At 51.1% G+C, this 24238-nt stretch carries 13 protein-coding genes and 1 tRNA gene; 8 read left to right on the top strand and 6 right to left on the bottom strand.

What is annotated here, in order from left to right; translation table 11 throughout:
* Positions 1 to 14: 14 nt before the first annotated feature.
* The 3 genes from ACYVAD_RS04585 to ACYVAD_RS04575 all read right to left on the bottom strand — a co-directional run bounded on the left by ACYVAD_RS04585 (position 15) and on the right by ACYVAD_RS04575 (position 3580).
* Positions 15 to 797 carry a hypothetical protein gene (locus tag ACYVAD_RS04585; RefSeq protein WP_461138276.1) on the bottom strand — a complete coding sequence of 261 codons (783 nt, stop codon included), beginning with the start codon at positions 795 to 797 and terminating at the stop codon, positions 15 to 17.
* A 344-nt stretch (positions 798 to 1141) separates the two neighbouring features.
* The gene (locus ACYVAD_RS04580; protein ID WP_461138275.1) at positions 1142 to 2698 is read right to left on the bottom strand and encodes a DUF4394 domain-containing protein; all 1557 of its coding nucleotides are present in this window, start codon (positions 2696 to 2698) and stop codon (positions 1142 to 1144) included.
* 132 nt (positions 2699 to 2830) lie between these two features.
* Complete coding sequence (locus tag ACYVAD_RS04575) at positions 2831 to 3580, bottom strand: Nif3-like dinuclear metal center hexameric protein (RefSeq protein ID WP_461138274.1); 750 nt, start codon at positions 3578 to 3580, stop codon at positions 2831 to 2833.
* 35 nt (positions 3581 to 3615) lie between these two features.
* Here ACYVAD_RS04575 and ACYVAD_RS04570 point away from each other — a divergent pair, with 35 nt between their 5' ends.
* The 5 genes from ACYVAD_RS04570 to ACYVAD_RS04550 all read left to right on the top strand — a co-directional run bounded on the left by ACYVAD_RS04570 (position 3616) and on the right by ACYVAD_RS04550 (position 13785).
* Positions 3616 to 4071, top strand: a complete 456-nt coding sequence (locus tag ACYVAD_RS04570) for a dihydrofolate reductase family protein (RefSeq protein WP_461138273.1) — start codon at positions 3616 to 3618, stop codon at positions 4069 to 4071.
* Between the two features lie 93 nt (positions 4072 to 4164).
* Positions 4165 to 5550 carry an MATE family efflux transporter gene (locus ACYVAD_RS04565; RefSeq protein ID WP_461138272.1) on the top strand — a complete coding sequence of 462 codons (1386 nt, stop codon included), beginning with the start codon at positions 4165 to 4167 and terminating at the stop codon, positions 5548 to 5550.
* A 200-nt stretch (positions 5551 to 5750) separates the two neighbouring features.
* Complete coding sequence (hflX, locus tag ACYVAD_RS04560; RefSeq protein ID WP_461138271.1) at positions 5751 to 7031, top strand: GTPase HflX; 1281 nt, start codon at positions 5751 to 5753, stop codon at positions 7029 to 7031.
* Between the two features lie 58 nt (positions 7032 to 7089).
* Positions 7090 to 7161 (top strand) — tRNA-Arg (locus ACYVAD_RS04555).
* 504 nt (positions 7162 to 7665) lie between these two features.
* Positions 7666 to 13785 (top strand): Ig-like domain-containing protein, encoded by a 6120-nt coding sequence (locus ACYVAD_RS04550; RefSeq protein ID WP_461138270.1) that lies wholly within the window; start codon positions 7666 to 7668, stop codon positions 13783 to 13785.
* 343 nt (positions 13786 to 14128) lie between these two features.
* Here ACYVAD_RS04550 and ACYVAD_RS04545 read toward each other — a convergent pair whose 3' ends face one another.
* Complete coding sequence (locus tag ACYVAD_RS04545) at positions 14129 to 15145, bottom strand: hypothetical protein (RefSeq protein ID WP_461138269.1); 1017 nt, start codon at positions 15143 to 15145, stop codon at positions 14129 to 14131.
* A gap of 1625 nt (positions 15146 to 16770) precedes the next feature.
* On the opposite strand from ACYVAD_RS04545, the gene ACYVAD_RS04540 reads away from it, so the two are divergent.
* Together ACYVAD_RS04540 and ACYVAD_RS04535 are read left to right on the top strand one after the other, a co-directional pair.
* A complete protein-coding gene (locus ACYVAD_RS04540; protein WP_461138268.1) occupies positions 16771 to 17082 on the top strand; it encodes a hypothetical protein in 312 nt (103 codons plus the stop codon).
* Between the two features lie 132 nt (positions 17083 to 17214).
* A complete protein-coding gene (locus tag ACYVAD_RS04535; RefSeq protein WP_461138267.1) occupies positions 17215 to 18039 on the top strand; it encodes an alpha/beta hydrolase in 825 nt (274 codons plus the stop codon).
* 194 nt (positions 18040 to 18233) lie between these two features.
* On the opposite strand, the gene ACYVAD_RS04530 is transcribed toward ACYVAD_RS04535, so the two are convergent.
* Positions 18234 to 18899, bottom strand: coding sequence for an arginine-tRNA-protein transferase (locus tag ACYVAD_RS04530; protein ID WP_461138266.1), 666 nt, complete (start codon positions 18897 to 18899; stop codon positions 18234 to 18236).
* A 362-nt stretch (positions 18900 to 19261) separates the two neighbouring features.
* Between ACYVAD_RS04530 and ACYVAD_RS04525 the strand changes: the two genes are divergently transcribed.
* Positions 19262 to 20950: a GH39 family glycosyl hydrolase gene (locus tag ACYVAD_RS04525; RefSeq protein ID WP_461138265.1), complete on the top strand. Its 1689-nt coding sequence runs from the start codon at positions 19262 to 19264 to the stop codon at positions 20948 to 20950.
* A gap of 282 nt (positions 20951 to 21232) precedes the next feature.
* Here ACYVAD_RS04525 and carB read toward each other — a convergent pair whose 3' ends face one another.
* Positions 21233 to 24109, bottom strand: a complete 2877-nt coding sequence (gene carB, locus ACYVAD_RS04520) for a carbamoyl-phosphate synthase large subunit (protein WP_461138264.1) — start codon at positions 24107 to 24109, stop codon at positions 21233 to 21235.
* Positions 24110 to 24238 lie beyond the last annotated feature (129 nt).

Raw genomic sequence — 24238 nt, 5'->3', positions numbered from 1 at the left:
AATTTGGTTAGCGCCTAGCGCATGGATTTGACAAGCTGGTGGGTAGCATCAGTGATGAACGCTTCGAGCGCATCCTGGTCGAGTTTCTGATAGGCGCGATTACGTTGCTTTTGTTCGCCGGGTTTGAGCCAGTAGGTACTGGTGAATACGCCTTTTGAACCAGCCTTTTTATACATACCCCGGCAGCCATCCAGGCAGGGCGTATAATGCACTTTGTAAGAGCCAACAATCTCGTTGCTCTTGACATGTACCAGCTTAAACTCAACCGAAGCACCTCCTGTATTACGGTATTCATTAATCAGGCGCTCCTGGTTGTCTGGTTCTGTGTAACAGACATTGGTGTTGTAACCGACAATATTATCCAGCCGGACAAGCTCCAGAATCAGATCCGTATCAGTGAGCGAACTGATCTTCGAGTAGGCGACGCTTTGGTTGGCATCCAGTACCTGATTGAATAATCCTCGATCCCGAACGGCAAAGCCTTCTTTGAAAAGCTGCTTTTCAATAGCATTATACAGCGCTGTTTCATCGTACATGGATTCGACATACTCTGTATTTGCGAGTGAAAAAATATTACGTGTCCGGCTGACCTTAACTGGATTTACAGCATCTGACTGACCATTCGTCGTTCCCTGCGTATTCGTCACGCCTTTACGGGTATTGGGTACGCGGAGGACAATGCGGGGTGATTTATTAACCAGCATGATCTCGGTCAGCCTATCAGCTGAAGATAACTCGGGTGGTTTCTGCGTAAAACGAACGATTGCTTTTTTACTGCAACCGAGTTGAAGTAGCATAAGAACGAGAAGAAAAAAGTAGGTGTGCTTCATCAAGTATTGGGAAAGTAGAGTTGGGAAGGGGAACTATGTCATATTGATAAGTAGTCATCTGTGGAGAGGTCAAATGTAGCTGTACTAGACAAAAGAGACGTTTCTGTTTAGGACAGCTACGTTCGTATTTGGGACATTTGTACTTCTTTTTTCAAAAAGATTCGTTCAAAATACTTGTTGGTAGAGATCAATTGGTGTTTATTGACTATTCGGAACATACCATAAGGAAAGTTTTTCCTTTTGGAACTAATACAAACAAAATGGCCCCCTTGCTTAGCAAGGGGGCCATTTTGTTTGTATTAGTTCCAATTTTAGAAACCTAAACCAACTGCAATGCCGCGGATTGATGGGTTGCCAGTGAGCGTAACACCACCCGAAGCTGCTCCGGTTGTCAGATTAACCGAGTAAACTTTGGTTGCGCCAGCCCAGCGGAATAAGCCGTAGCCCATACCAGTTGCACCACCAATGTCGAAGCCGTTACCACCTTCCAGTGGCATACCGATGTTGCCGACCAGTTCAAGGCCGCCGTTGTTAGGCGGATTCTGACGGAACAGAACCGGGCTCGTCGAACGGGTGTCAATGTCAAACAGCGTGGTTGTCGTTGCGCCAGCGAAGTTGTTCGTGTAGGCTACTGACGTTACGCTTGGAGAACCTGGGTTCAGACGACCATCAACAGCAGCCACAACGCCGTTGTCCGGATTCAAACGCAAGTTCTGTCCAGTATTCGTTACAACCCGAATACGGTCGACGGTGGGGTTGAAGTCAAAACCGACGTCTGTACCTTCCAGCAATGGGCTGAATGGACCTGAGCCAACTGCTGCCGCAGCACCGTTCGATGTGTTGATCGTGTAGATCCGGCTGGTGCTGCCAATTGCGTACAATTGTCCGTTGGCAGGGCGGAAGTCAAGACCGTAAAGCGTTTCACCTGACTGTAAACCGGTGATTTGCTTAGATGCTGTAATGGTACCCGTTTGTGGGTTGAAAATGTGCAGTACGTTTGATCCATCAGCTGTGTAAGCCACTGCTTCTGTCGGGATAGCCAGACCAACGATGCTATTCACGGGCAGATCACCGATTCGCTCGGCTTGTCCTGTGCTTAGGTTGATCTGATAAAGTCCCTGCGTTACCCCAGCAATCAGGGTCGCGATGGCAGTACCGTCTGGGCCGATATCAAAGCTACCGGTGCCAGCAATGTTGACGCCCAACGAGCCAACTTCCACCAGCGTACCGTTGTTAGGCGGATCCTGCCGGTACAATTTGTCGGTGATTGGATCAATGTCATACAGCGTAGTGGTAGTTGCACCCGAGCGGTTATTCGTATAGGCTGCTCCAGAGAGAGCGGTCATCGGCACACCGTTAATAGCGCCGTCAACAGCGGCCGTTCCACCCGTTTCTGGATTCAGGCGAAGGTTCTGCCCCCCGCTCGTGATCAATCTGATCCGGTCAACGGTAGGATTGAAGTCGAAACCAATCATATCTCCGCTCACAGCAGGCGTGAATGGACCCGTTCCCAGCGGAGTAGCTACGCCGTTCGTCAGGTTGATCATGTAAATGCGGCTAGCTTTGCTGACGCCGTAGAGTTGCCCCGTTGCTGGACGGAAGTCGATGCCCGCTAGTCGTTCGCCATTTGGAATGCCGGTCAGGGTTATGGTTTCCATCGGTACCGACGGATTCTGCGTGTTCAACTTCAGAATCTGATTATTGTCGGTCAACACGTAGAACATGAAATTAGCTGACAGCCGGGCGTTGGCTGCTGTGCCAGTTTCTGGGGCTAGCGGAGCCTGAACGTCCCGACAGGCTTCGAGTGACAATAAGGCCGCCAGGGAAAAAACGCCGGCCGCGAAACGAACTCCTTTACCGTAAAGCATACGCATGAATTAGTTTGGACTATTTGGTAAATAGATTGAATCAACTCTGTATGCCTTACGAGCTAAGTGGGTGTTTGGTTTTCAGTGAATTAAAATAAAATTAAAAAAGTATTAAGTGGTATGTACAGTGACTTAACTAAACGGGCTGATTTCCAGACTTAAGGCAGGCCATTGCTCCTGTAAACGATTGACCAGAGCGTGCAGGCCCCATTCTTCGCTGCGTCGATGCCCAACGGCGATGACGGCCAGGCCTGTTTGGTTAACAGCCTCCTGAGCTGGCTTTCGATACTGACCCGTTACGTAGAGTTGCGCTCCCCGGTCGGCGGCCTCCAGAATTAGTTTATCTGTCATCGCGCCAACGACAGCTATACGGTTAATCATGGTTTGCCGGCCCGCTTCGGTCCGATCGTAGCCACGAAACTGGTGACTGATCTGTTTCAGCCACACGTCGAACTCATACGCGTCAGTGTCAAATAGCATCCCAATTGCCCGTTCGGGGAGTGTATCACCCGAATCGGTGACAGCCTGTTTGAAACCTAAGGGTTCCAGTTGACTGGTTGCACCTATTACCTGAGCTAAAGCCGGGTTATACCCCATGGTTAGCGTTTCATCGAAGGGCAGATGATTGGTTAAAATACCAAGGTTGGGGAGCAACTGAGGGTCGAGCTGCCAGGGGCGATGCAGCCAGATCGCATCCAGCTTGTTGGTTGTCACCCAGCTCTCCAGGCCGGGCCACGGTTCCAGCGCAAGACCTACTCGTTTGATTGGCTGCTCCGTAGGGCGAAACACACCACCTAATTCATTGGCAGGATAACGATCCACCCCAAATTCCTGGTGTAAAAAGTGAGCGATATCGTTGAGGAAAACAGGTTTAGAGCTCATAGTTGTCTAACCGTGAGACCTGTCTTTAGTTTGCAATGCATAGTTTGATCCTGTATATCGCTACGTCAATAGATGGATTCATGGCCCGATCGGATGGTCGTTTCGATTGGCGGAAGGCCGTTCCCAACCCTAACCAGCTTGATTACGGCTACGCTGCCCTTTATGAGTCGGTGGATACTACGTTGATGGGTAATGAGACGTACAAAACCATGATAGCCTTCAGCGGTGATCAGTTTCCCTACGCTGACAAAACCAATTACGTATTCGGTCGTCAGCCCAACGTTACTGATGAGGCTGTAGCTTTATACGAAAGAAAGTCAGGTTTTGCCTTAAGGACCGTTTACTCAACTGATTGTAGTAAGTTCGTACTATTTTTCGTAGGTTTGCAGCCGCAGACGAGCTTGCACGGGCAGCTCAACAACGCCAATGATTTTCCTCGCTTAAAACCGATACGTCGGTTTTCTTTTTCGGGTCATAGTTTCTTCCAGTAGGCTGCATCAGCCCGGTGGCCCATCTCTTCCTTTACGTAGTATTCATGTGCGTCACGGTTCGTATGGGCTGCGGGGCGTTTTGCTTTGTCATCAATGACCAAATTCTTTCGGTTGTTCCTGGCCGCACTGCGCGGTACAGAAACCAATTTCACATCAGGCAGCATCAACCGAGCTATCTTTCTGTTATCCGTACCCATGATCCTGGAAATGATCATGGAGTCGCTGTTTGCAGTGGTCGATATTTTTTTCGTGGCTAAAATTGGTACCGAAGCAATCGCTACGGTCGGGTTGACAGAATCAGTATTGACCCTCGTTTATGCCATGGCGGTTGGTTTGAGCACGGCGGCTACGGCATTAGTCGCGCGTCGGGTTGGTGAAAACAACCACCGGGATGCTAGCGCAGCCATTGGGCAGGTTGTGTTCGTTTCGGTATGCCTGTCTATTCTTTTGGGCCTTCCCGGCTTCCTGTTTGCAGATACGATTCTGCGATTGATGGGAGCCGATAGTAGCTTGGTCAATAATGGGATTGGCTTTGTTCGGATGATTTTCGCCAGTGCGCCAGCTATCATTCTACTCTATACGTTGAGTGCCTGTTTGCGTGGCTCGGGCGAAGCGTCGACGGCAATGCGATCACTATGGCTGGCTAACGGCGTAAACATTATACTCTGTCCAGTATTGATTTTTGGGCTGGGTCCATTTCCGGCGCTTGGGATACTGGGCTCGGCGGTGGCGACCACGGCCGGTCGGAGTATGGGAGTGCTCTATCAGCTTTATGCCCTAAGTCGGCAGGATAATCCGGTTCGGTTTAGCTGGCAGGATGTACGACCCAATACGTCGATCATACGAAACCTGCTCAAACTGGCTGCGGGTGGAACGGGACAATTCCTGATCGGGTCAGCGAGCTGGGTGTTCCTGACGCGTCTGCTATCGACCTTTGGTAGTGATATTGTGGCTGGTTATACCATAGCTATCCGGATCATTGTCTTCACGATCTTACCGTCGTGGGGGCTGGCGAATGCCGCTGCTACGCTGGTTGGACAGAATATGGGCGCTCATCAGCCAGAACGGGCAGAGACATCGGCCTGGCGGGCGGCCTTCTGTAATATGCTATTCCTGGTTAGCGTTGGTATTGGTTTTTACGTTGGGGCGACGGAAGTTGTCCAGCTATTTAATCAGGAACCCCGTATTGTCGGTGTAGCTGTGGACTGTCTGCGAGTATTTTGTCTGGGCTACGTATTTATGGCCTATGGTATGGTACTCACGCAGGCGATAAACGGTGCGGGGGATACCCGGACGCCAACGTTGATTAATCTGGTTTGCTTCTGGCTGGTCGAGATACCACTGGCCTACGTATTGGCGGAGTTGCTGAACTGGGGACCGCCGGGTGTGTTCTGGTCAGTGGCCATTAGTGAGACGTTGTTGGCCGCTATTGCTATCTGGGTATTTCGCCGGGGCCGGTGGAAAACAATCCAGGTATAGCCAGGCAACGTAAAATGAGCCATTTCGGTCCGAAACTTTTCCTTAAATAGACTCGTTTTTTTGATTATGAAGTAGTTACCGCCCCACCACTTAATCTGGCTGTGTTCTTACGAGTGCTCACTCGTCGCTACCAGGTTTTTGCTCCTTATTGAACAAATTCTCTTGGGAGCGCTTTTTTTATTTCATCCAGCCTTTTTTATATGATTGATACTCACAAACAGCCCGAAACTGCCGTGCTGGTGGCGTTGATTACGCAGAAGCAAACCGCCGACCAGACCAAAGAATACCTCGATGAGCTCGCCTTTCTGGCCGAGACATCCGGGGTGAAAACCGTTAAATCGTTTACGCAGAAAATGGACCGTCCCGATACCCGCACGTTCGTCGGGAAAGGGAAACTGGAAGAAATTCAAACGTTCATTCTCGACAATCCCGTTGATACGATCATTTTTGATGACGACCTGACTCCGGCGCAGGTACGTAACCTGGAAGCCGAGTTTAAGGAGATCAAGGTGCTCGACCGGAGTCTGTTGATCCTGAATATTTTTTCCATGCGAGCCCAGACAGCCCAGGCGAGGGTGCAGGTCGAACTGGCGCAATACCAGTACCTCTATCCTCGACTAACCCGAATGTGGACGCACTTAAGCCGCCAAAAGGGTGGTGCCGGGATGCGTGGGCCTGGGGAGAAAGAGCTGGAAACGGACCGTCGTATTGTAAAAGACCGAATTGCGTTCCTGAAAGAAAAGCTAGCGAAGATTGACAAGCAAAGCGTTACGCGCCGGAAAGAACGTGATCGGTTAGTGCGGGTTGCCCTGGTAGGTTACACGAACGTTGGTAAATCGACGCTGATGCGGACGATGGCAAAAGCCGACGTATTCGCCGAAAATAAACTGTTCGCTACGGTCGACTCAACCGTACGTAAAGTAACGCTGGGTAACATTCCGTTCCTGCTCACGGATACCGTTGGATTTATCCGGAAGCTGCCTACCACGCTGATCGAAGCCTTTAAGTCGACGCTGGACGAGGTACGCGAAGCCGACATTCTGGTGCACGTTGTGGACGTATCGCATCCGCTATTCGAAGAGCAGATCGAGGTAGTTAACGCTACGCTGGCCGACATCAAAGCGGCCGATAAGCCAATGGTGCTGGTCTTTAACAAAATGGATCAGTTCAACCCGCGCAAAGAATGGCAGGAGCAATCGGATGGAGCGGGAGCTGATTATTTTGGCGACGACAACCACGAAGTTGTCGCTATTCCGGCCGATGTACAGCGTAAAACAGCGCTGGAGCATCTGAAAAAGACGTATCTGGCGCAGAAAGCTGACCACGTTGTATTCATATCGGCGCAGACCGGTGAGAACATCGTCGAACTGCGTGAGCTTCTTTATGACCTGGTCAAGGAGAAGCACTATTACATTTACCCCAACTGGGTGAACGTGCCGCTAGCCGAAACTGCCGAATTCGGCGATGGTTTGGCAGGTTAATCGATTTTCCAGTATTTTGCACTTGGTAGCGAGCGGCTGACGAGGCCGCTCGTTTTTTGGTCTCGTAGTTCAACGGATAGAATAGACGTTTCCTAAACGTTTGATATGGGTTCGATTCCCGTCGAGACCACCTTTTCAGAATTTTACCCACTGACTTTTAATCGGTTAGTGGGTTTTGTTTTTAATGGTGGACGGTTTGGATTTCAAGCTGATGTTTTATCCAGCGATTAATTATCCGTACCAATTCGCCTAATCGCTTGTCATAGGAGTATCCTTCCGGCCAGCTTATACGCACTGGTACTGTTCTGACCAACAGAGGTATAGACATTCATACCTGGCCAGTCATCTTTATTTTGCCTCTGCCTACTCACCTATAAGTTGATTGAATCCTGACCGAGTAGAAAAAAGATTGCCTGTTATACCTATGAGCTGATTTCGTTATCAACCTCGTCTTTTCCAGAGCAATACTTAGCGGTAAAGACTGGATTCGTCTACCGATCGGGCAAGGTATTCAGTTTGTTTACAGCCTAATTTTCGTTACTGACAACTATAAGTATACTGTTCACAACATATGTATAGTATATGTGATAATTAATTGTACTTATGCTATATAAATAAATTACATACTAGGCTTATGAAACACACTATACGGTTGATTACCACGCTACTATTGCTGTACGGCGGTATTGCACAATCTCAAACGATTACTATCACTGCCGTTAATCCCAATCCTGTCTGTGCTGGTGCGGCAGTTACAGTTTCTTACGTACATACGTTCACTGGAACAGGGACCTACACGTTATACTTATATAACGCTACTGGTTCGCCGGTATCGGCAAAGGGGCCGACAACCCTCAATTGGGTGCCAGGGTCCTATTCCGATAATTTAAGCATTCCTGCCGGTCTGCCTACAGGGACTTATACGGTCGGTATTACAAGAGTATCTGCCACTAATTCAACATATAATAGTCCTCGAAGTGCTGGATTTACGGTCAATGCAGTACCGGCTGCACCGGGGGTAACTAATGTGGCCTACTGCCAGGGCACGACGGGTGTGCCCCCCTTGACGGCGACGGGACAAAACCTGAAGTGGTATACGGGTTCTACTGGCGGCACGGCTTTTACAGCGATAACGCCCTCCACCAGTACCGTGGGCCAGACAACCTATTACGTTAGTCAGACAATCAACGGTTGCGAAGGGCCCCGGGCTACGCTGACGGTAACGGTTAACCCGCTGCCGGCTATACCAACGGTGATTTCCTCAATCTCGTATTGTCAGAATGCAACGGCTTCCTCGCTGGCCGCAGCTGTCACCTCGGGCAGTAACCTGCGTTGGTACACCTCGGCTACCGGCGGAACGGGCTCGACGGTGGCACCCTCGCCCGCCACCACCAGCATTGGCTCAACGTCCTATTACGTTAGCCAGATCAATACCAATGGCTGCGAGAGTGACCGGGCGGTTGTTACCGTCACTATTAGAGCCAGCCCATCGGCGCCTACTGTCATCACACCCGTTACCTACTGCCAAGGAATAACGGCTACCCCATTATCGGCAACGCCCGTCTCGGGTGGCACTCTGAACTGGTTTAGCCCTTCCAACAATGCGCTGGGCAGTACGGCCCCAACGCCATCGACGACCAATCCGGGTACGACGTTTTACCAGGTAAGTCAAACCGTTAATGGATGCGAAAGCCCCCGCATACAGATTACGGTGACTATTAACGCGACTCCTCCAGCGCCTGTCACCAGTCCGGCAAACGCCTGTCAGGGGGGAGCTACAATATCGCTGGTCAACAGCGTAACGGCCACCGGTACACTGAAGTGGTACACCTCACCAACGTCGGCAAGCCTGGCCGCAGCCCCGCAGGTCGCGACCAATACGACCGGTTCGCAGGTGTTTTATGTGAGCCAGACCAACGCTAATGGCTGCGAGAGTAGCCGGGCGGCTGTTACCTATACCGTGAATGCCAGGCCGGCGGCTCCTGCGGTGAGTGCGAGCCCGGTAGTCTACTGTCAGAATTCGACAGCCGTACCCCTGACGGCTACTCCCGCAGCAGGGGCAACCCTGACTTATTACACCGTTGCCTCGGGTGGCACGCCTTATCAATCGCTGACTCCCTCGACTACTGCCAGTAACAGCTATTACGTTAGCCAGACGCTTAATGGCTGTGAAAGTCAACAGCGGTCCGTCATCAATGTAGTTATTAACGCACTACCGGCCAGACCGGCCGTTACTACGCCGGTTACGTATTGCCAGTTTACTGTTGCTACTCCCCTAAGCGCTACTCCGACCACAAACAACACACTCAATTGGTACGGTACCAACCAGACAGGTGGAACGGCATCGACGGTTGCCCCAACCCCGCCGACGACGGCGGGCGGTACCTTCACCTACTACGTTAGTCAGGAAGATCCCATCGGTTGCGAGAGTGAGCGGGCCGCTATTAGTGTTGTTGTCAGCCCCAAACCCAATGCACCGACCGTAACCCCAGCCACCGCCTGTCTCAACAGTGCGCCAGTTTCACTGGCCCAGTCGGTAACGGCTAGCGGTACACTCAAATGGTACACGGCTGCAACCGGTGGTACCGGCTCAACGGTTGCCCCAGTCCCCCCGACTTCGACAATCGGATCAACTACGTATTACGTTAGTCAGACAAACGGGAGCGGCTGCGAAAGTGACCGATCAGCAATTACGTTTACGGTTAATCCGCTGCCAGCGGCTCCGGTACCCACAGTTCGTACCGTATTCTACTGCCAAGGGGCTACTGCGACGCCACTGACAGCGACGGGCCAGAACCTGAGATGGTACACCAGTGCTACGGGCGGTACGCCTACGACGACACTAACGCCGTCCACTACGACGGCCGGTAACGTAACGTACTACGTGAGCCAGACCAATGCCGACGGCTGTGAAAGCAGTCGTGAAAGCGTAACGGTTACGGTCGGCCCTCGCCCCGCGGCACCGGCGGTTATCTCGCCGATTACGTACTGTCAAAATGTTGTTGCCAGCTCCCTTACCGCCACGGCCGTTTCGACAAACACACTACGTTGGTACACGAATCCAACAGGGGGCACAGGCAGTCCAACCCCCCCAACAGTGTCAACGTCGGCACCCGGTACGTTTACTTATTATGTTAGTCAAACGAGTGCCGAAGGCTGTGAAAGTGAACGTGCCATACTGACCGTGACGGTTAGTCCGACACCAGCTGCCCCGCTGGTCAGTTCAACACCCGTGATTTACTGCCAGGGCGCGACAGCCAGCCCGCTGACGGCAACGGCGACGGTTCCGAACGGGACGCTTAATTGGTATACTCAGGCGATTGGTGGTGTAGCTTCCTCAGTTGCTCCGACGCCCTCAACCGCGGAAAGCGAGCCGCCGACCCGCTACTATTTCGTTAGCCAGTCAATTAATGGCTGCGAAGGTCCAAGAGCAACGATTGCCGTTACGATACGCCCGGCTGTCACTGTGTCGATTGTGGGCTTACCCGGCCGGGTCGGGCAATGTGCCACCCCAATTACTTTGGTCGGTAGTCCAGCTGGAGGTACGTTCACTATTGACGGTAATCCGGCTACTCAACTAGTTCCGGGCGCTTTGTCGGCTGGCTCTCACAACGTCGTCTATCAGTACGTTGGTGCGGGTGGTTGCACAGCTACGGCTACCAGCTCGGTAAGTGTTGACCCGCTGCCGGTGGCTACGCTTGTCAATAGCGGACCACTGAGCTGTACCAACGCAACGGTTGCTTTGGCTGCTGGTGAGGACAGGGGAGGGGTTACCTTCCGGTTCAGTGCAGGGGCAACGCAGCTAAGCACAAGGTCATTGGCTACGGTGCAGACAGCAGGCGTGTATAGTGTGACGGTAACGGACAATAATGGTTGCAGCAGCGTAGCGAGTACGACGGTAATTAGTGATCAGGCTGCGCCAGTAGCTGACTTGACCAATGATGGCCCGCTCTCCTGCACTAAGACTAGCGTTCTATTAACAGCCTCGGGAGGTGGTACATACCGGTTTAGTACGGGAGCCACCCAGATCGGTGGTAGTTCAACAGCTAGTGTTATCACCGCCGGGATATACTCGGTAACGGTAATCGGTGCTAACGGCTGTTTAGCGACCGCCAGTACCCAGGTGGCTGGTAATCAGAGCGCGCCAGTAGCGGGCCTGATCAACGATGGCCCCTTGTCCTGCACCAAGACCAGTGTGACCTTGACGGCCTCGGGCTCGGGAACGTATCAGTTCAGCGCAGGTGCTATCCAAGTGGGGGCTGGGCCAACCGCGACAGTAACCAGCACAGGTGTGTACTCAGTAACAGTGGTGGGCGCTAACGGCTGCACCAGCGTGGCCAGTACCACAGTGGTGGGTGATCAGAGCTTGCCGGTGGCAGGCTTGACCAACGACGGCCCTCTGTCCTGCACCAAGACCAGCGTTCTGTTGACGGCGTCTGGTAGTGGCACGTATCAATTCAGTGCGGGGGCTACCCAAGTGGGTGCTGGGCCAACCGCAACGGTTGCCACCGCTGGCGTATATAGTGTAACTGTGACGGGTAGCAACGGTTGTTCCTCGATCGCTTCGACTACGGTGGTAGGTGATCAGAGTGTGCCAGTGGCAGGCTTGACCAACGATGGCCCCCTATCCTGCACCAAGACCAGCGTAACACTTACGGCCTCGGGGGCTGGGACATATCGTTTCAGCGCTGGCGCTACCTCTATCAATGGCGGTACTACCGCCAGCGTAACTACGGCAGGGGTGTATTCGGTAACGGTGGTGGGTAGCAATGGCTGCACCAGCGTGGCTAGTACCACAGTGGTGGGTGATCAGAGTCTGCCCACGGTTAACCTGGCTAGCAGTGGCCCGCTGGCCTGCAACGCAGGCACCGCCACGCTCACTGCAACTAGTAACACACCAGGCGCTAGCTACCGTTTCAGTGCAGGAGCGAACCAAGTTAATAGTGGTAACACCGCTACCGTCAGCACGGCCGGTGTTTACTCAGTGACCGCTACGGCCCCCAATGGCTGCTTCGCCGTGGCCAGTACCACTGTCACGGCTGCTGCCTGCAACTTCGCCATCAGCGGGGTGACGACGGTGTCTTGTGTAGTAGTAGATGCGGCCCAGGGTCAACGGCAGATCACGTTTGTGCCCCAGTACACGGGACTCACTGGTCAGCCCGTCATCTTCTCGGTGGCCAATGAACTGGCTCCAACCACGGCGGTAGGCCCCTATACCTTACGTCTATACAGCGACAATCCGGTGATCACGCTGATAGCCCAGCAGGGCGGTGTGAGTAATAGATTCAGCTATAACTGGCTGGCGGCCTGTGGAGGTTCGGTGGAACCACCTGCTAATACTCCGCCTACGGTGGTGGGCGTGATCCCGGCTCAGACGGCCACGGTAGGTCAACCTTTTAGCTATGTCATTCCGGCAGGTACCTTCTCTGATGCCCAGACGCCCACCCAGCTAGTGCTGAATGTGGCGGGTCTGCCCGCGGGCTTGAGCTTTACGGCACCGGCCACCATCAGTGGTACACCTTCGGTAAGCGGAATCAGTACGGTGCAGGTGATCGCGAGTGATCCAGGCGGTCTGTCGGCCAGTACCAGCTTCCAACTGACGGTCACGGGCGGCACAGTAACTCCACCGGCGGGGTTTGCCATCAGCGGAGTGACGACGGTTTCATGCGTGGTGGTGGGTGGCCAGCGGCAGGTGACGTTTGTGCCCCAGTACACGGATCTGACTGGCCAGCCTGTCACCTTCTCGGTGGCCAACGAGCTGGCCCCGACTACGGCGGCAGGTCCCTACACCTTACGTTTGTACAGCGACAACCCAACGATTATCCTGGTGGCCCAGCAGGGCGGGATGAGCAGCACGTTCAACTATAACTGGCTCTCAGCTTGCTCGGGTTCGGTAGAGCCACCACGCAACACCTCCCCAACGGTGGTGGCAGTAATCCCTGCTCAGGCGGCCACGGTGGGTCAACCTTTCAGCTATGTCATTCCAGCGGGCACTTTCTCTGATGCCCAGACGCCGACTCAGTTGGTGTTAAGTGTGGCTGGTTTGCCCGCGGGCTTGATCTTTACCGCGCCAGCCACCATCAGTGGGGTAGCCACGGTGACGGGTGTAAGCACGGTGCAGGTAACGGCTACCGATCCAGGTGGCTTATCAGCCAGCACCAGCTTCCAACTGACGGTCACGGGTAGTACGGTGACTCCACCGGCGGGGTTTGCCATCAGCGGAGTGACGACGGTTTCATGCGTGGTGGTGGGTGGCCAGCGGCAGGTGACCTTTTTACCCCAGTACACGGGTCTGACCGGCCAGCCTGTTACCTTCTCGGTGGCCAACGAACTGTCCCCGACCACGGCGGCAGGTCCTTACACGCTGCGTTTGTACAGCGACAACCCAGTCATCAGCCTGGTAGCCCAGCAGGGCGGGATGAGCAGCACGTTCAACTATAACTGGCTCTCGGCCTGCGGGGCGAGTCAGGGCCGGATTGGTGTGCTGACTGAGTCGACGTTACAAGTAAAAGTGCTGGGTAATCCCATCGAGGGGGATGAGTTAGCGGTGGAAGTCAGCGGTGCGGCTGGTCAGCGTCTGAGTCTGGACGTGGTTGACGAGCGGGGTTATCCGGCGGCCAACTCCGTTGACGTGTCTGTGGCTCAGTCCCTGGAACGGGTGGTGCTGCGGGTGAGTGGTGCCAGCGGGATGTATCTGCTGCGGGTAAGTACGCCCACGCAGCGCCAAACCGTTAAGGTGCTCAAAGCTCACTAACTCAAGTCTGCTAGCATACAAAACACCAAGCCCCGTCCTGGCCATGCCAGTGACGGGGCTTGGTGTTTTGTATGGGTAGGTACAGGTATGTCTGCAGATGGATTTGCGCAAACGGTATAATTACCAATCGCTAGTGTTTTTAGACGTAACGTGTTTGATTATTTCGTTTATGAGAGGTAAGAGTAAACGCAAATTTAGTCCTGAAATAAAGCTCACAGTAGCTCAGAAGTTTCAAAAGAAAAGAGCATGAGTACGGATAAAGAGGCAACTCGCTTGAGTAACATTAGATCCTGATAAGAGATTCTTACCGCAGTTATCCGCCTATCAATAAAAAGAAAACCAATTAATTATTGCCCCACACTTCTCGGACCATGTCGACTGGCTTGGTGACGGTCACTGGTACAACTAACTCATCAAGCAATGTACGCCCCTCAAAAGCTTTACTAGCAAGAGTATTGATTGGCACGTGGGTTCCTGAAGTTTCCAGTCTGTTTGTATAGGTGAAACTCACTGGTAATACGTATTTGCCCTTGTACGCTGGTTTCACCTGGGTAAGCTTGCGCAGCGCCTGCTGGACGCTTTGATCGAATCCAAAGCTGGTATTAGCTGGACTGAGTGGACTAATGTTAATGAGCTCCCCTGTTTCGCTGACCTCGAAGCCTGCGTAGACCCGGCTGTATACTCTGTTATTCCAGGCCTGGTTTGGGTATTTGATATGATGGTGCAGAAACGTACTGAATAAGACATCCTGACTGAGCAAAGGTTTGTTGCCATTAGCAAGAACGGTTAGCGAGTCATACCGGGCTAGTAACTTACTGACTTCATCAACAGTAAGCTGTTTCTTGCTTAGTTGGGGCGCTAACTGGCTTGTTTGCTCATAGAGGATGGTCAGTAGGGATTGGCGAGACAGGTTCGTCTGCTCAGGATAAGCATCTCCCTTCTGAATGTAGAAGCGTTCATCTACTTTGTAGTACCCTATAAACGGCTGGTTTTTCTCGTAGCTATTCGCAATATACTTGGTTACCAATTTATGGGTTACGCTTTTTAATAACCTGATTGATCCATCATGAAGTATTGTGGTGTATGGCTGGCTACCTATAGAAGTTTTCTTTGCGAGTTGCTGACCAAACTTAATTCCATTTAGGGTGAATGTGAAGGGTTTTACTTCGGTGACAGTAGCATCATTGTCTAGTTGGCAAAGTACGCTCTGGTTCAATACATTATAAGCCAGCTTGCATTGAATTTCTTGTCCCGAGCGATCAAGCTGGATAGTACCTTCCTGCCAGATAGGATAGGAGAAAAACTCGCTCCCTAGGTAGCGGGCTACGTTGTGTGAAGAGACTGGCTCTGAATTAGCCATTTGCGGAGTGTATACTTCGCACGTGGTTACGGTTTGCCCGTAGCTGTCTTTTTCGATACGACATTGTGCGTTGGTAGACCAAGACGTTGACAGCAGTATGAGTCCCCCAAGTACACTCGATCCAATTTTTTTGAGCAGCATAATACCTCATCAGAAAGGTTATCGGCTAAATATAAATAAGTTATAATTATTTGTTAAATAATTACAGAAAAGTCGGTTGGGTGGCAAAAAGGACAGAAGATTACCCCGCTTTCGCGGTCAAAGCTGATTAAGCCTCATCCTTACAGATGACTATTTTCGGTGGTATAAGCACCTACACCGAATAAGAAGAAAAGTAACCGAATTTTTTAAGAAAGGGACATCAGTAAGGTATGTCAAGAAATCGCTTTTGAGCCTACGCCGGCTTGAATGAGCCAAAAAGCGGTCAAAGTCACATCATTTCCATGAAAAAACTACCTACACTCCTCGGATGTGCCTTGTTGGCCCTATCTGCTTGCTCAAGTTCCAAAGTTTCTTCGAATACAAATGAACCAAGCATAAGTAAGACGACTTCTACCAGTTCGACAGCACAAAACTCCAATGATATTACCGGTGTCTGGTCGTTCGTGCGTAATACGGGGAGCCCTATCTCGTCGGATCAGAAAATCAAGATTATTTCGAATAAACACTGGATGTTTTCCCAGACGGATCCCGCCAGTAAGCTCGTTATCTTTCATCATGGTGGCAGTTATTCGCTAAACGGGAACAACTACGCGGAAACCATAGAATATGCTAATTCAAGCACAGGAGGTTACCTGGGGCAAACGTTTGACTACAAAGTCAAAGTTGACGGAGACACAATGACCTTGGAGGGACCTTACAACGAAGTGTGGAAACGAGTTAAATAACGTATTCATTACTGATTATCTAGTGCGTTTGGACCGAGCTTACGTAGGTTGAAATTGGAGCAAGTGTACGTAACCTGAGGCCGAGCTTCTGCGATAAGTTAAGTACTAATTGGCCTAACTCTTATAGGGATGAATTACGTTCTGTATTGGTTGGTTGTCGTTGGAAAGCTTCTAGGTTACGTGGCTTGTTTTATTGCTGTAATTCTAGCCATTCGAGCAGTATTTAAGAGTCGTCGTTAGAGTAGCTCAATAATTTTTGTACGTAGTTGGCGTAATCGTACGCCGTAAAGCCTGGTCACAGTAATGTGTAGTCAGGCTTTATTATTTGTGGTAGTACGGGGTTTGATTTTGGTGCCGCTTCATAAATAAAGCAATTATCTCCTCAGTGGCAGCAGGTGCGTATTCGCTTACAATAAGACACCAGTCTAAAGCATTGGATTGAGTTTGACAGACTTTTGAGATGCATAGCTATGTGTCCAATCTCTGCTGTTGATTTGATTATAGCCAATCAAAATAGCTAGATATACGCGCAGTTGATACCATAAAATCGAAGTAAAAACTTATTCGGTAACAATCGCTCTGTTGGTTGGCTTTTTGATATACCGATAAGCGGAACCAGTAATTCTACTTATAGTTCATTGCTAGCGATGCTGTGACGTACATAGAGTAGCGTTACCAAATACTGTGTAACCAGTCTAAGCTGTAATCTGCATTAGCAAACAAGCTATATCGTTAATTATGAATAAGTTACTTATTTTTATCGGTTTGTCTTTTGTGTTAATTAGTTGTGCTCGAAATGAGCATTACTACCGGGCTGAAACAGCCTATGATCTGTACAACAGAAAATCAAATCAGAGTCCGATCCGACATACTGTCCGGCAGGGCGATACAATTGTGAGTAGTACCCGATTGCGTAATCCGAATGGACGCTTTGTTTTTGTGCGGCATGGGAGGGACAAAGGGTATGTACAATACTGGGGACAGCGGTATTTATCGTCATCAAAACCCGACCGGACAAAGATCGCTAAGAACGTCGTTGCGGCACAATGAAGTTTTAAAAGCCAGCTTCACGTACACACTGCTTTCAGGAATGAATAACGTATAAGAAATCGGTTTTCTCCGGCTAGTCGCTATATTTCTAGGCCAACCTGTAACCAAACTCAGCAGAGAGGCAGCCAAGCTATGAGAAAACTGTTCTTATTCCTGTTTGCTCTGATCATAACGACGGCCAGAGCACAACAGGCCTACACTACCCAAGCCAACATTTCATATTATCCTGAGTCAGTTGCCGCTGGAGATCCTTACATCAAGTCCCAGTGTTTATTGGATATTCATTATCCCAAAGGCGGAAAAAACGTAGCGACCATCGTCTGGTTTCATGGCGGAGGGCTGACAGCCGGCCGGAAAGAGGTGCCTAAAGCCCTGCAGGAAAAAGGCTATGCCGTGGTCGGCGTTGGGTACCGACTATCGCCCAAGGTGAAGAACCCTGCCTACATTGACGATGCGGCTGCGGCAGTAGCCTGGGTGTTTAAACATATCAATGAGTACGGTGGAAATCCCAACCTGATTTTCGTTTCCGGCCATTCGGCGGGCGGGTATCTAGGTACAATGCTGACGCTGGACAAGGCCTATCTGGAGCGATACAATATTGATGCTAACCGCATTGCTGGTCTGATTCCTTTCAGCGGACAGGCGATAACGCACTTTACGGTTCGGCAAGAACAGGGCATTAAGGACACGCAGCCTACTATCGATAAGTATGCGCCGTTATATCACGTTCGGGCAGATGCTCCGCCTATGCTGCTAATTACGGGCGACGCTGAAATGGAACTGTTGGGGCGGTACGAAGAGAACGCCTATCTGAACAGAATGATGAAGCTGGCCGGGCATCAGCGTACCCGACTTTTTCAATTACAGGGTTACGATCATGGTGGTATGGCCGAACCTGCTTTCCCGTTACTGCTCAAGGAGATAGCCAGACGAGTCAAAGAGTTGACAAACAAGTAAGCGGCTAATTGGATTAATGGCCCGAATCTTGCCTGATTGACGGGTAAATGCAGTCATGTATTATTCAGAAGCTTAATCAGCCTGTCCGCGTCAAGTCGGGCAGGTTGTTTTGTTAAGAACGCAGCAGGGAGTAGTCGATTCGCTGGTGAATGACGCACCCGGCATTCATGAATAGGGCAGAGCGGTCACTGTAATTAACGTTCACTCATCTTACTAACTGATAGCTGGCTAACCAGCTCCCAGGAAAAAGGTAACCAGGTCCCGCTAGTTTCATCGAGCACTTCAGTAGCCGCCTGACAGGAAAATAGTTTATAATCAAATTTGGGGTAATTACCGACGATGTATCCAGGGTAGTAGAATAGCTTCTGTTGCTGCCGGGCGTAGTTTATTTTTTGCAGCATCAAGTATTTTCCCAGGCTTTGTTTACGATAAGCGGGGTGGTAAAAATTCATGATTCCTGCAATACTGCGTGCCCCGTTATCGAAAATCCCGGCTGCGATTAGTTGCCCTTTGTCGCGCACCTGAACGACATAGGTATCGAACACGTTGCCGATGCTGGCACCGAATAAACACGACCGGACTGATTCGGGAGCGTCGAAATCAATGGAGTTCCGGTAAATGGCGTATAGTTCTTCTAGCTCATCGGTCAGCACAAAGGGAGTAACGGTTACCGAGTAGGCATCGTTGATCCGTAGCAACCGCGATTGTTTGGGACCGTACGTAACGTTTTCCAGGTTAAGCCGGAGCCAATAAACAGGGTGCAGGTTATCGTCAAGAATTAGGTATCGGCAGGTGAATACTTCCTGCTGCATCCGAAAGTAACCCAGGCTAAGAAAAAAATCCAGTTCGTATCCGCTCATTATGTGGAATGCTTGCCTGTAATCAAGATAGCAAAAATTAAACAGATTCAGGCAGGCGACAGAGGCTTGTGTGAAGTGTATCGCACCGAACTACTGATGTTAGTAACTCGACACCGTCAGTTACTACGTGTTTATCACGCCGAGATCATATCTTGTCCAGAGCATAAAACGACAAACGTGTTATGCTGTCTTCTTGAGTCGTTCGGCTCGATCAAAAATACGTCTCTTCAGCGAAGCCTTGGGTAAATCTGGTGAAAAATTGGATTTAGTAACGTAACTGACTTGCCAAAGCGAGTCACGTAGTTCATCTGTTTTATTTTATTTAATTCATGAATCAACGTAAGACACGTGTTTGGCGAACAATGATAACTCTTGGCGTGGGCGCGCTCTGTCTGCTGCCTGGTGCCGACAGTCTGGCCCAGGGTACTACCGAAAAACCGATCACTATTCAGGTTGACCTGACCAAAGACAAAGGACAACTGAAGCCAATCTGGGCCTGGTTTGGCTACGATGAACCCAACTACACCTACATGAAGGACGGTAAGAAACTACTTACCGAAATTTCCCAACTCAGTAAAGTACCCGTCTACGTGCGCGTGCACAGCCTGCTGGTAACGGGTGATGGGGAAGCCGCCCTCAAATGGGGCTCAACGAATGCGTATACGGAAGATGCGAATGGGAAGCCCATTTATAACTGGACAATCGTTGATAAAATCTTTGATACGTTCATCGAACGAGGCATGAAACCCATCGCTCAGATTGGCTTCATGCCCCAGGCGCTGTCGACCAAACCGGAGCCATATCGACACCACTGGAAACCGGGTGACAAATACGATGATATTTACCTAGGATGGGCTTACCCACCCAAAGATTACAACAAATGGGCCGAACTGGTTTATCAATGGGTGAAGCACTCCGTTCAGAAATACGGCAAAAAGGAAGTGGAAAGCTGGTATTGGGAGCTTTGGAATGAACCAAATATCAGTTATTGGAAAGGCACAACCGAAGAATACATCAAGCTGTATGATTACACGGCTGATGCTGTCAAACGAGCGCTTCCAACGGCCAGAATCGGTGGACCAGAAGTGACCGGTCCATCTTGGGAAGGATCGAGCAAGTTCTTTAAACCGTTTATGGAGCATGTTGTCAGCGGGAAGAACTACGTAACGGGGAAGACGGGTACGCCAATTGATTTTATTACGTTTCACGCCAAAGGAGCTCCCAAAGTGGTCGACGGCCACGTGCAGATGAACATGGGGACGCAGCTGCGCGATATTGATAAGGGTTTCGAAATAGTAGCGTCGTATCCCAGTCTGAAAAACCTGCCGATTATCATCGGCGAATCCGATCCGGAGGGCTGTGCCGCCTGTTCGGAAGATGTGAGTCCGCAGAACGCCTACCGAAACAGTACGATGTATTCCAGTTACACCGCAGCTTCGTTTGCCCGGCAATATGATCTGGCCCAATCGCGGGGCGTAAATCTGGCCGGAGCGGTTACGTGGGCGTTTGAATTTGAAGACCAGGCCTGGTTTAGAGGCTTCCGTGATCTGGCTACCAATGGAGTCGATAAACCGGTGCTGAACGTGTTCCGCATGTTCGGGATGATGCCCACGAACCGGGTGGAGGTCAAAAACGGACTGGCGTACGATTACGCCCGGATACGGGACGAAAGTGTGCGGGGCGAAGCGGATATCAACGCGCTGGCCTCGAAAGACGCTAAGTCTGCCGCGGTGATGGTCTGGAATTATCACGACGACAACCTGCCCGGTCCTGACGCATCAGTTAGTGTTCACCTGAACGGACTACCCAACAAAAAGATGACGCTGCACCATTACCGCATTGATCAGAAGTACAGCAATTCGTATGAAGCCTGGAAGAAGATGGGTTCGCCGAAAAGCCCGTCCTCGGAGCAGATCGCTCAACTTGAAAAAGCGGGACAATTGCAACAGATATCTGCGCCCGAGCAGGTAGCGGTGGCGAAGGGCGAAGCGGACATAAAACTGACCCTGCCCAGACAAGGTGTTTCACTGCTTCAGCTGACGTGGGATTAGCTTACTTGTTCTTCGAGCCTCTTTTAAAAACAAGTAAGCCACGCCCAAAAGGCGTGGCTTACTTGTAAACTAACTAGATTATCATTTACCGACTCAGATACAGGTTCCGTTCGGCATAGACCTTCTGGAAGAAGTCGTCGTTCAGATCGTCTATGAACCGGGCTGGCGCTCCAGTGATACCTTCACCCGTCGACTGGTACGCCAGCCCGGTTCATTTCTGGCCCCAACTCCTTATTTGCGTTCGAGAACTTGCTGAACGAGAACACCGGAATCTTAATCGACTTACCGACTTAGATACAGGTTCCGTTCGGCGTAGACCTTCTGGAAGAAGTCGTCGTTTAGGTCGTCTATGAAATAGATACCTTCACCAGTCGATTTCATTTCTGGCCCCAATTCCTTGTTTACGTTCGGGAACTTGCTGAATGAGAACACCGGAATCTTGATCGCATAACCTTTCTTGACAGGATTGAACGTGAAATCCTTCACCTTCTTGTCGCCCAGCATCACCTTCGTCGCGTAGTTGACGTATGGCTCCTGGTAGGCTTTGCAGATAAACGGTACCGTCCGGCTAGCGCGTGGGTTGGCTTCGATGATGTAGACAACCTCGTCTTTGATGGCAAACTGAATGTTGATCAGACCAACCGTCTTCAGTGCTACGGCAATCTTCTTCGTATGCTCCTCAATCTGACGAATTACGTTCTCGCTCAGGTCGAACGTCGGTAACACGGCGTAGGAGTCGCCCGAGTGGATACCCGCTGGTTCAATATGCTCCATGATACCGATGATGTACACATCTTCACCGTCGCAGATGGCGTCGGCTTCGGCTTCGATAGCGTTTTCGAGGAAGTGATCGAGCAGGATATTGTTATCCGGAATGTCCTGCAGGATCTTCATAACGTGCTGCTCCAGCTCGCTCTCGTTGATCACGATCTTCATGTTCTGGCCACCCAGTACGTAACTTGGACGCACTAGCAGTGGGAAGCCCAGATCACGCGATAGTTCCAGTGCCGCTTCGGCCTCGCGTACCGTACCGAATTTCGGATAGGGAATATCCAGTTTCCGCAGCATATCGGAGAAATGACCGCGGTCCTCGGCCAGATCAAGCGCTTCCCAGCTCGTACCAATGATCTTGATACCGTAACGGGTTAGCTTCTCCGCCATTTTCAGGGCCGTCTGGCCACCCAGCTGCACAATCACACCCTCCGGCTGCTCGTGCTGGATGATGGCGTGAACATGCTCCCAGAACACCGGTTCGAAATACAGTTTATCGGCAATATCAGGATCCGTCGAAACGGTTTCGGGGTTACAGTTGATCATGATCGTCTCATAACCCGCTTCCTTAGCCGCTAACACGCCGTGTACGCAGGAATAATCGAACTCAATACCCTGGCCAATGCGGTTTGGCCCCGAACCCAGTACGACAATTTTCTTCCGGTTTGACCGGATCGACTCGTTACCAGGTAGATCAGAAACAGGCTCTGGCCGATCCTGCGTGATGGGTAACTGGTTGTTGAACGTCGAGTAGTAGTACGGCGTCTTCGCTTCGAACTCAGCCGCGCAGGTATCAACGCACTTAAACACCCGGCGGATGTTGTGCTGCTGCCGATACTCATAAATTTTACTTTCCTTAACGCTCAGGATATGCGCCAACTGCCGATCAGCGTACCCTTTTTGCTTGGCGGTACGTAACAGTTCGGGTGGCAGGTCCTCTAGGTCATACTGCTGGATTTCCCGCTCCAGTTCGATCAGTTCTTCAATTTGATGCAGGAACCAGGGGTCAATCTTTGTCAACTGCTGAATCGTGCGGAACGACATCCCAGCCTTAAAGGCGTCGTAGATGTGGAACAGACGGTTCCAGCTCGGATTTTTCAGGCTGTGGGTCAGCGCATCACGATCGGTGAGTTCACGACCGTCGGCACCCAGCCCGTTCCGCCGAATTTCGAGCGACTGGCAGGCCTTCTGTAGGGCTTCCTGGAAGTTACGGCCGATACCCATAGCCTCACCCACCGATTTCATCTGTAGACCCAGTGATCGGTCGGCACCAGGGAATTTATCGAAATTCCAGCGGGGTACTTTAACAATTACGTAGTCAATAGCAGGCTCGAAGAAGGCCGAAGTCGTACCCGTAATCGGGTTGATCAGCTCGTCGAGGTTGTACCCAACGGCCATTTTAGCGGCAATCTTAGCGATGGGGTAACCCGTCGCTTTCGAGGCAAGCGCCGATGAGCGGCTTACCCGTGGATTTACTTCAATGACGATAATATCATCGGTTTGTGGGTTTACGGAGAACTGGATATTACAGCCGCCCGCGAACTGACCGATGCCACTCATAACCCGGATGGCCAGATCCCGCATTTTCTGATACAACGTATCGGGCAGGGTCATGGCCGGAGCTACCGTAATGGAATCGCCGGTATGGATACCCATCGGATCGAAGTTCTCGATCGAACAGATGATGATGAAGTTGCCGTTGTTGTCACGAAGCAACTCCAGCTCATATTCTTTCCAGCCCATTACGCTCTGCTCAACCAGCACCTCGTGTACCGGTGATGCGTGCAGACCGTTGGTCAGGGCTTTATCGAACTCCTCGGGGGTATTTACAAAGCCACCACCTGTGCCGCCAAGCGTAAACGATGGGCGGATAACGAGCGGGAAACCAATTTCCTGCGCAATCTCTTTGCCTTCCAGGAACGAGCGGGCGGTACGACCTTTACAGACACCAGCGCCTAACTGAAGCATCAATAGCCGGAACTTCTCGCGGTCTTCTGTCGTCTCAATCGCTTTGATGTCCACACCGATGATCTTGACATCAAATTGTTGCCAGATCCCGGCCTTATCGCAGTCAATAGCCAGATTGAGTGCTGTCTGACCGCCCATCGTCGGCAGGACCGCGTCGATGGGCTTACCCATTTCCTGATGTTTCTTCAGGATTTCGACGATGGATTTTTTCTCCAGCGGCTTCAGATAGACGTAGTCGGCATTGATCGGATCGGTCATGATCGTTGCCGGATTGGAGTTAATCAGGGCAACTTCAATCCCTTCATCCCGAATGGAGCGGGCAGCCTGCGAACCGGCATAATCAAATTCACACGCCTGACCAATAACGATGGGGCCAGAGCCAATAATAAGTACGGAGCGAATGCTGGCGTTTTTAGGCATTTTTCAACGGGGCAAATGAAAAATGAAGATTCTTCTTCTGACAGATAGGCACCGGTGAAGGCGGCCTAAAAATCCCGCAAAATTAGGGCTTCTCGCAGACACTACCGCAAAATTTGTAAAAACTTAATA

The organism is Spirosoma pomorum (assembly GCF_054776615.1).
The sequence above is the reverse complement of the archived record's forward strand: the minus strand, read 5'-3'. Positions and strand labels throughout refer to the sequence as shown.

Coding starts and splice junctions, on each gene's coding strand:
- ACYVAD_RS04550 (WP_461138270.1), top strand. CDS start 7,666: ATGAAACACACTATACGGTTGATTACCACGCTACTATTGCTGTACGGC.
- hflX (WP_461138271.1), top strand. CDS start 5,751: ATGATTGATACTCACAAACAGCCCGAAACTGCCGTGCTGGTGGCGTTG.
- ACYVAD_RS04530 (WP_461138266.1), bottom strand. CDS start 18,899: ATGAGCGGATACGAACTGGATTTTTTTCTTAGCCTGGGTTACTTTCGG.
- ACYVAD_RS04565 (WP_461138272.1), top strand. CDS start 4,165: ATGACCAAATTCTTTCGGTTGTTCCTGGCCGCACTGCGCGGTACAGAA.
- ACYVAD_RS04570 (WP_461138273.1), top strand. CDS start 3,616: ATGCATAGTTTGATCCTGTATATCGCTACGTCAATAGATGGATTCATG.
- ACYVAD_RS04525 (WP_461138265.1), top strand. CDS start 19,262: ATGATAACTCTTGGCGTGGGCGCGCTCTGTCTGCTGCCTGGTGCCGAC.
- ACYVAD_RS04545 (WP_461138269.1), bottom strand. CDS start 15,145: ATGGCTAATTCAGAGCCAGTCTCTTCACACAACGTAGCCCGCTACCTA.
- carB (WP_461138264.1), bottom strand. CDS start 24,109: ATGCCTAAAAACGCCAGCATTCGCTCCGTACTTATTATTGGCTCTGGC.
- ACYVAD_RS04540 (WP_461138268.1), top strand. CDS start 16,771: ATGAATAAGTTACTTATTTTTATCGGTTTGTCTTTTGTGTTAATTAGT.
- ACYVAD_RS04535 (WP_461138267.1), top strand. CDS start 17,215: ATGAGAAAACTGTTCTTATTCCTGTTTGCTCTGATCATAACGACGGCC.
- ACYVAD_RS04575 (WP_461138274.1), bottom strand. CDS start 3,580: ATGAGCTCTAAACCTGTTTTCCTCAACGATATCGCTCACTTTTTACAC.
- ACYVAD_RS04585 (WP_461138276.1), bottom strand. CDS start 797: ATGCTACTTCAACTCGGTTGCAGTAAAAAAGCAATCGTTCGTTTTACG.
- ACYVAD_RS04580 (WP_461138275.1), bottom strand. CDS start 2,698: ATGCTTTACGGTAAAGGAGTTCGTTTCGCGGCCGGCGTTTTTTCCCTG.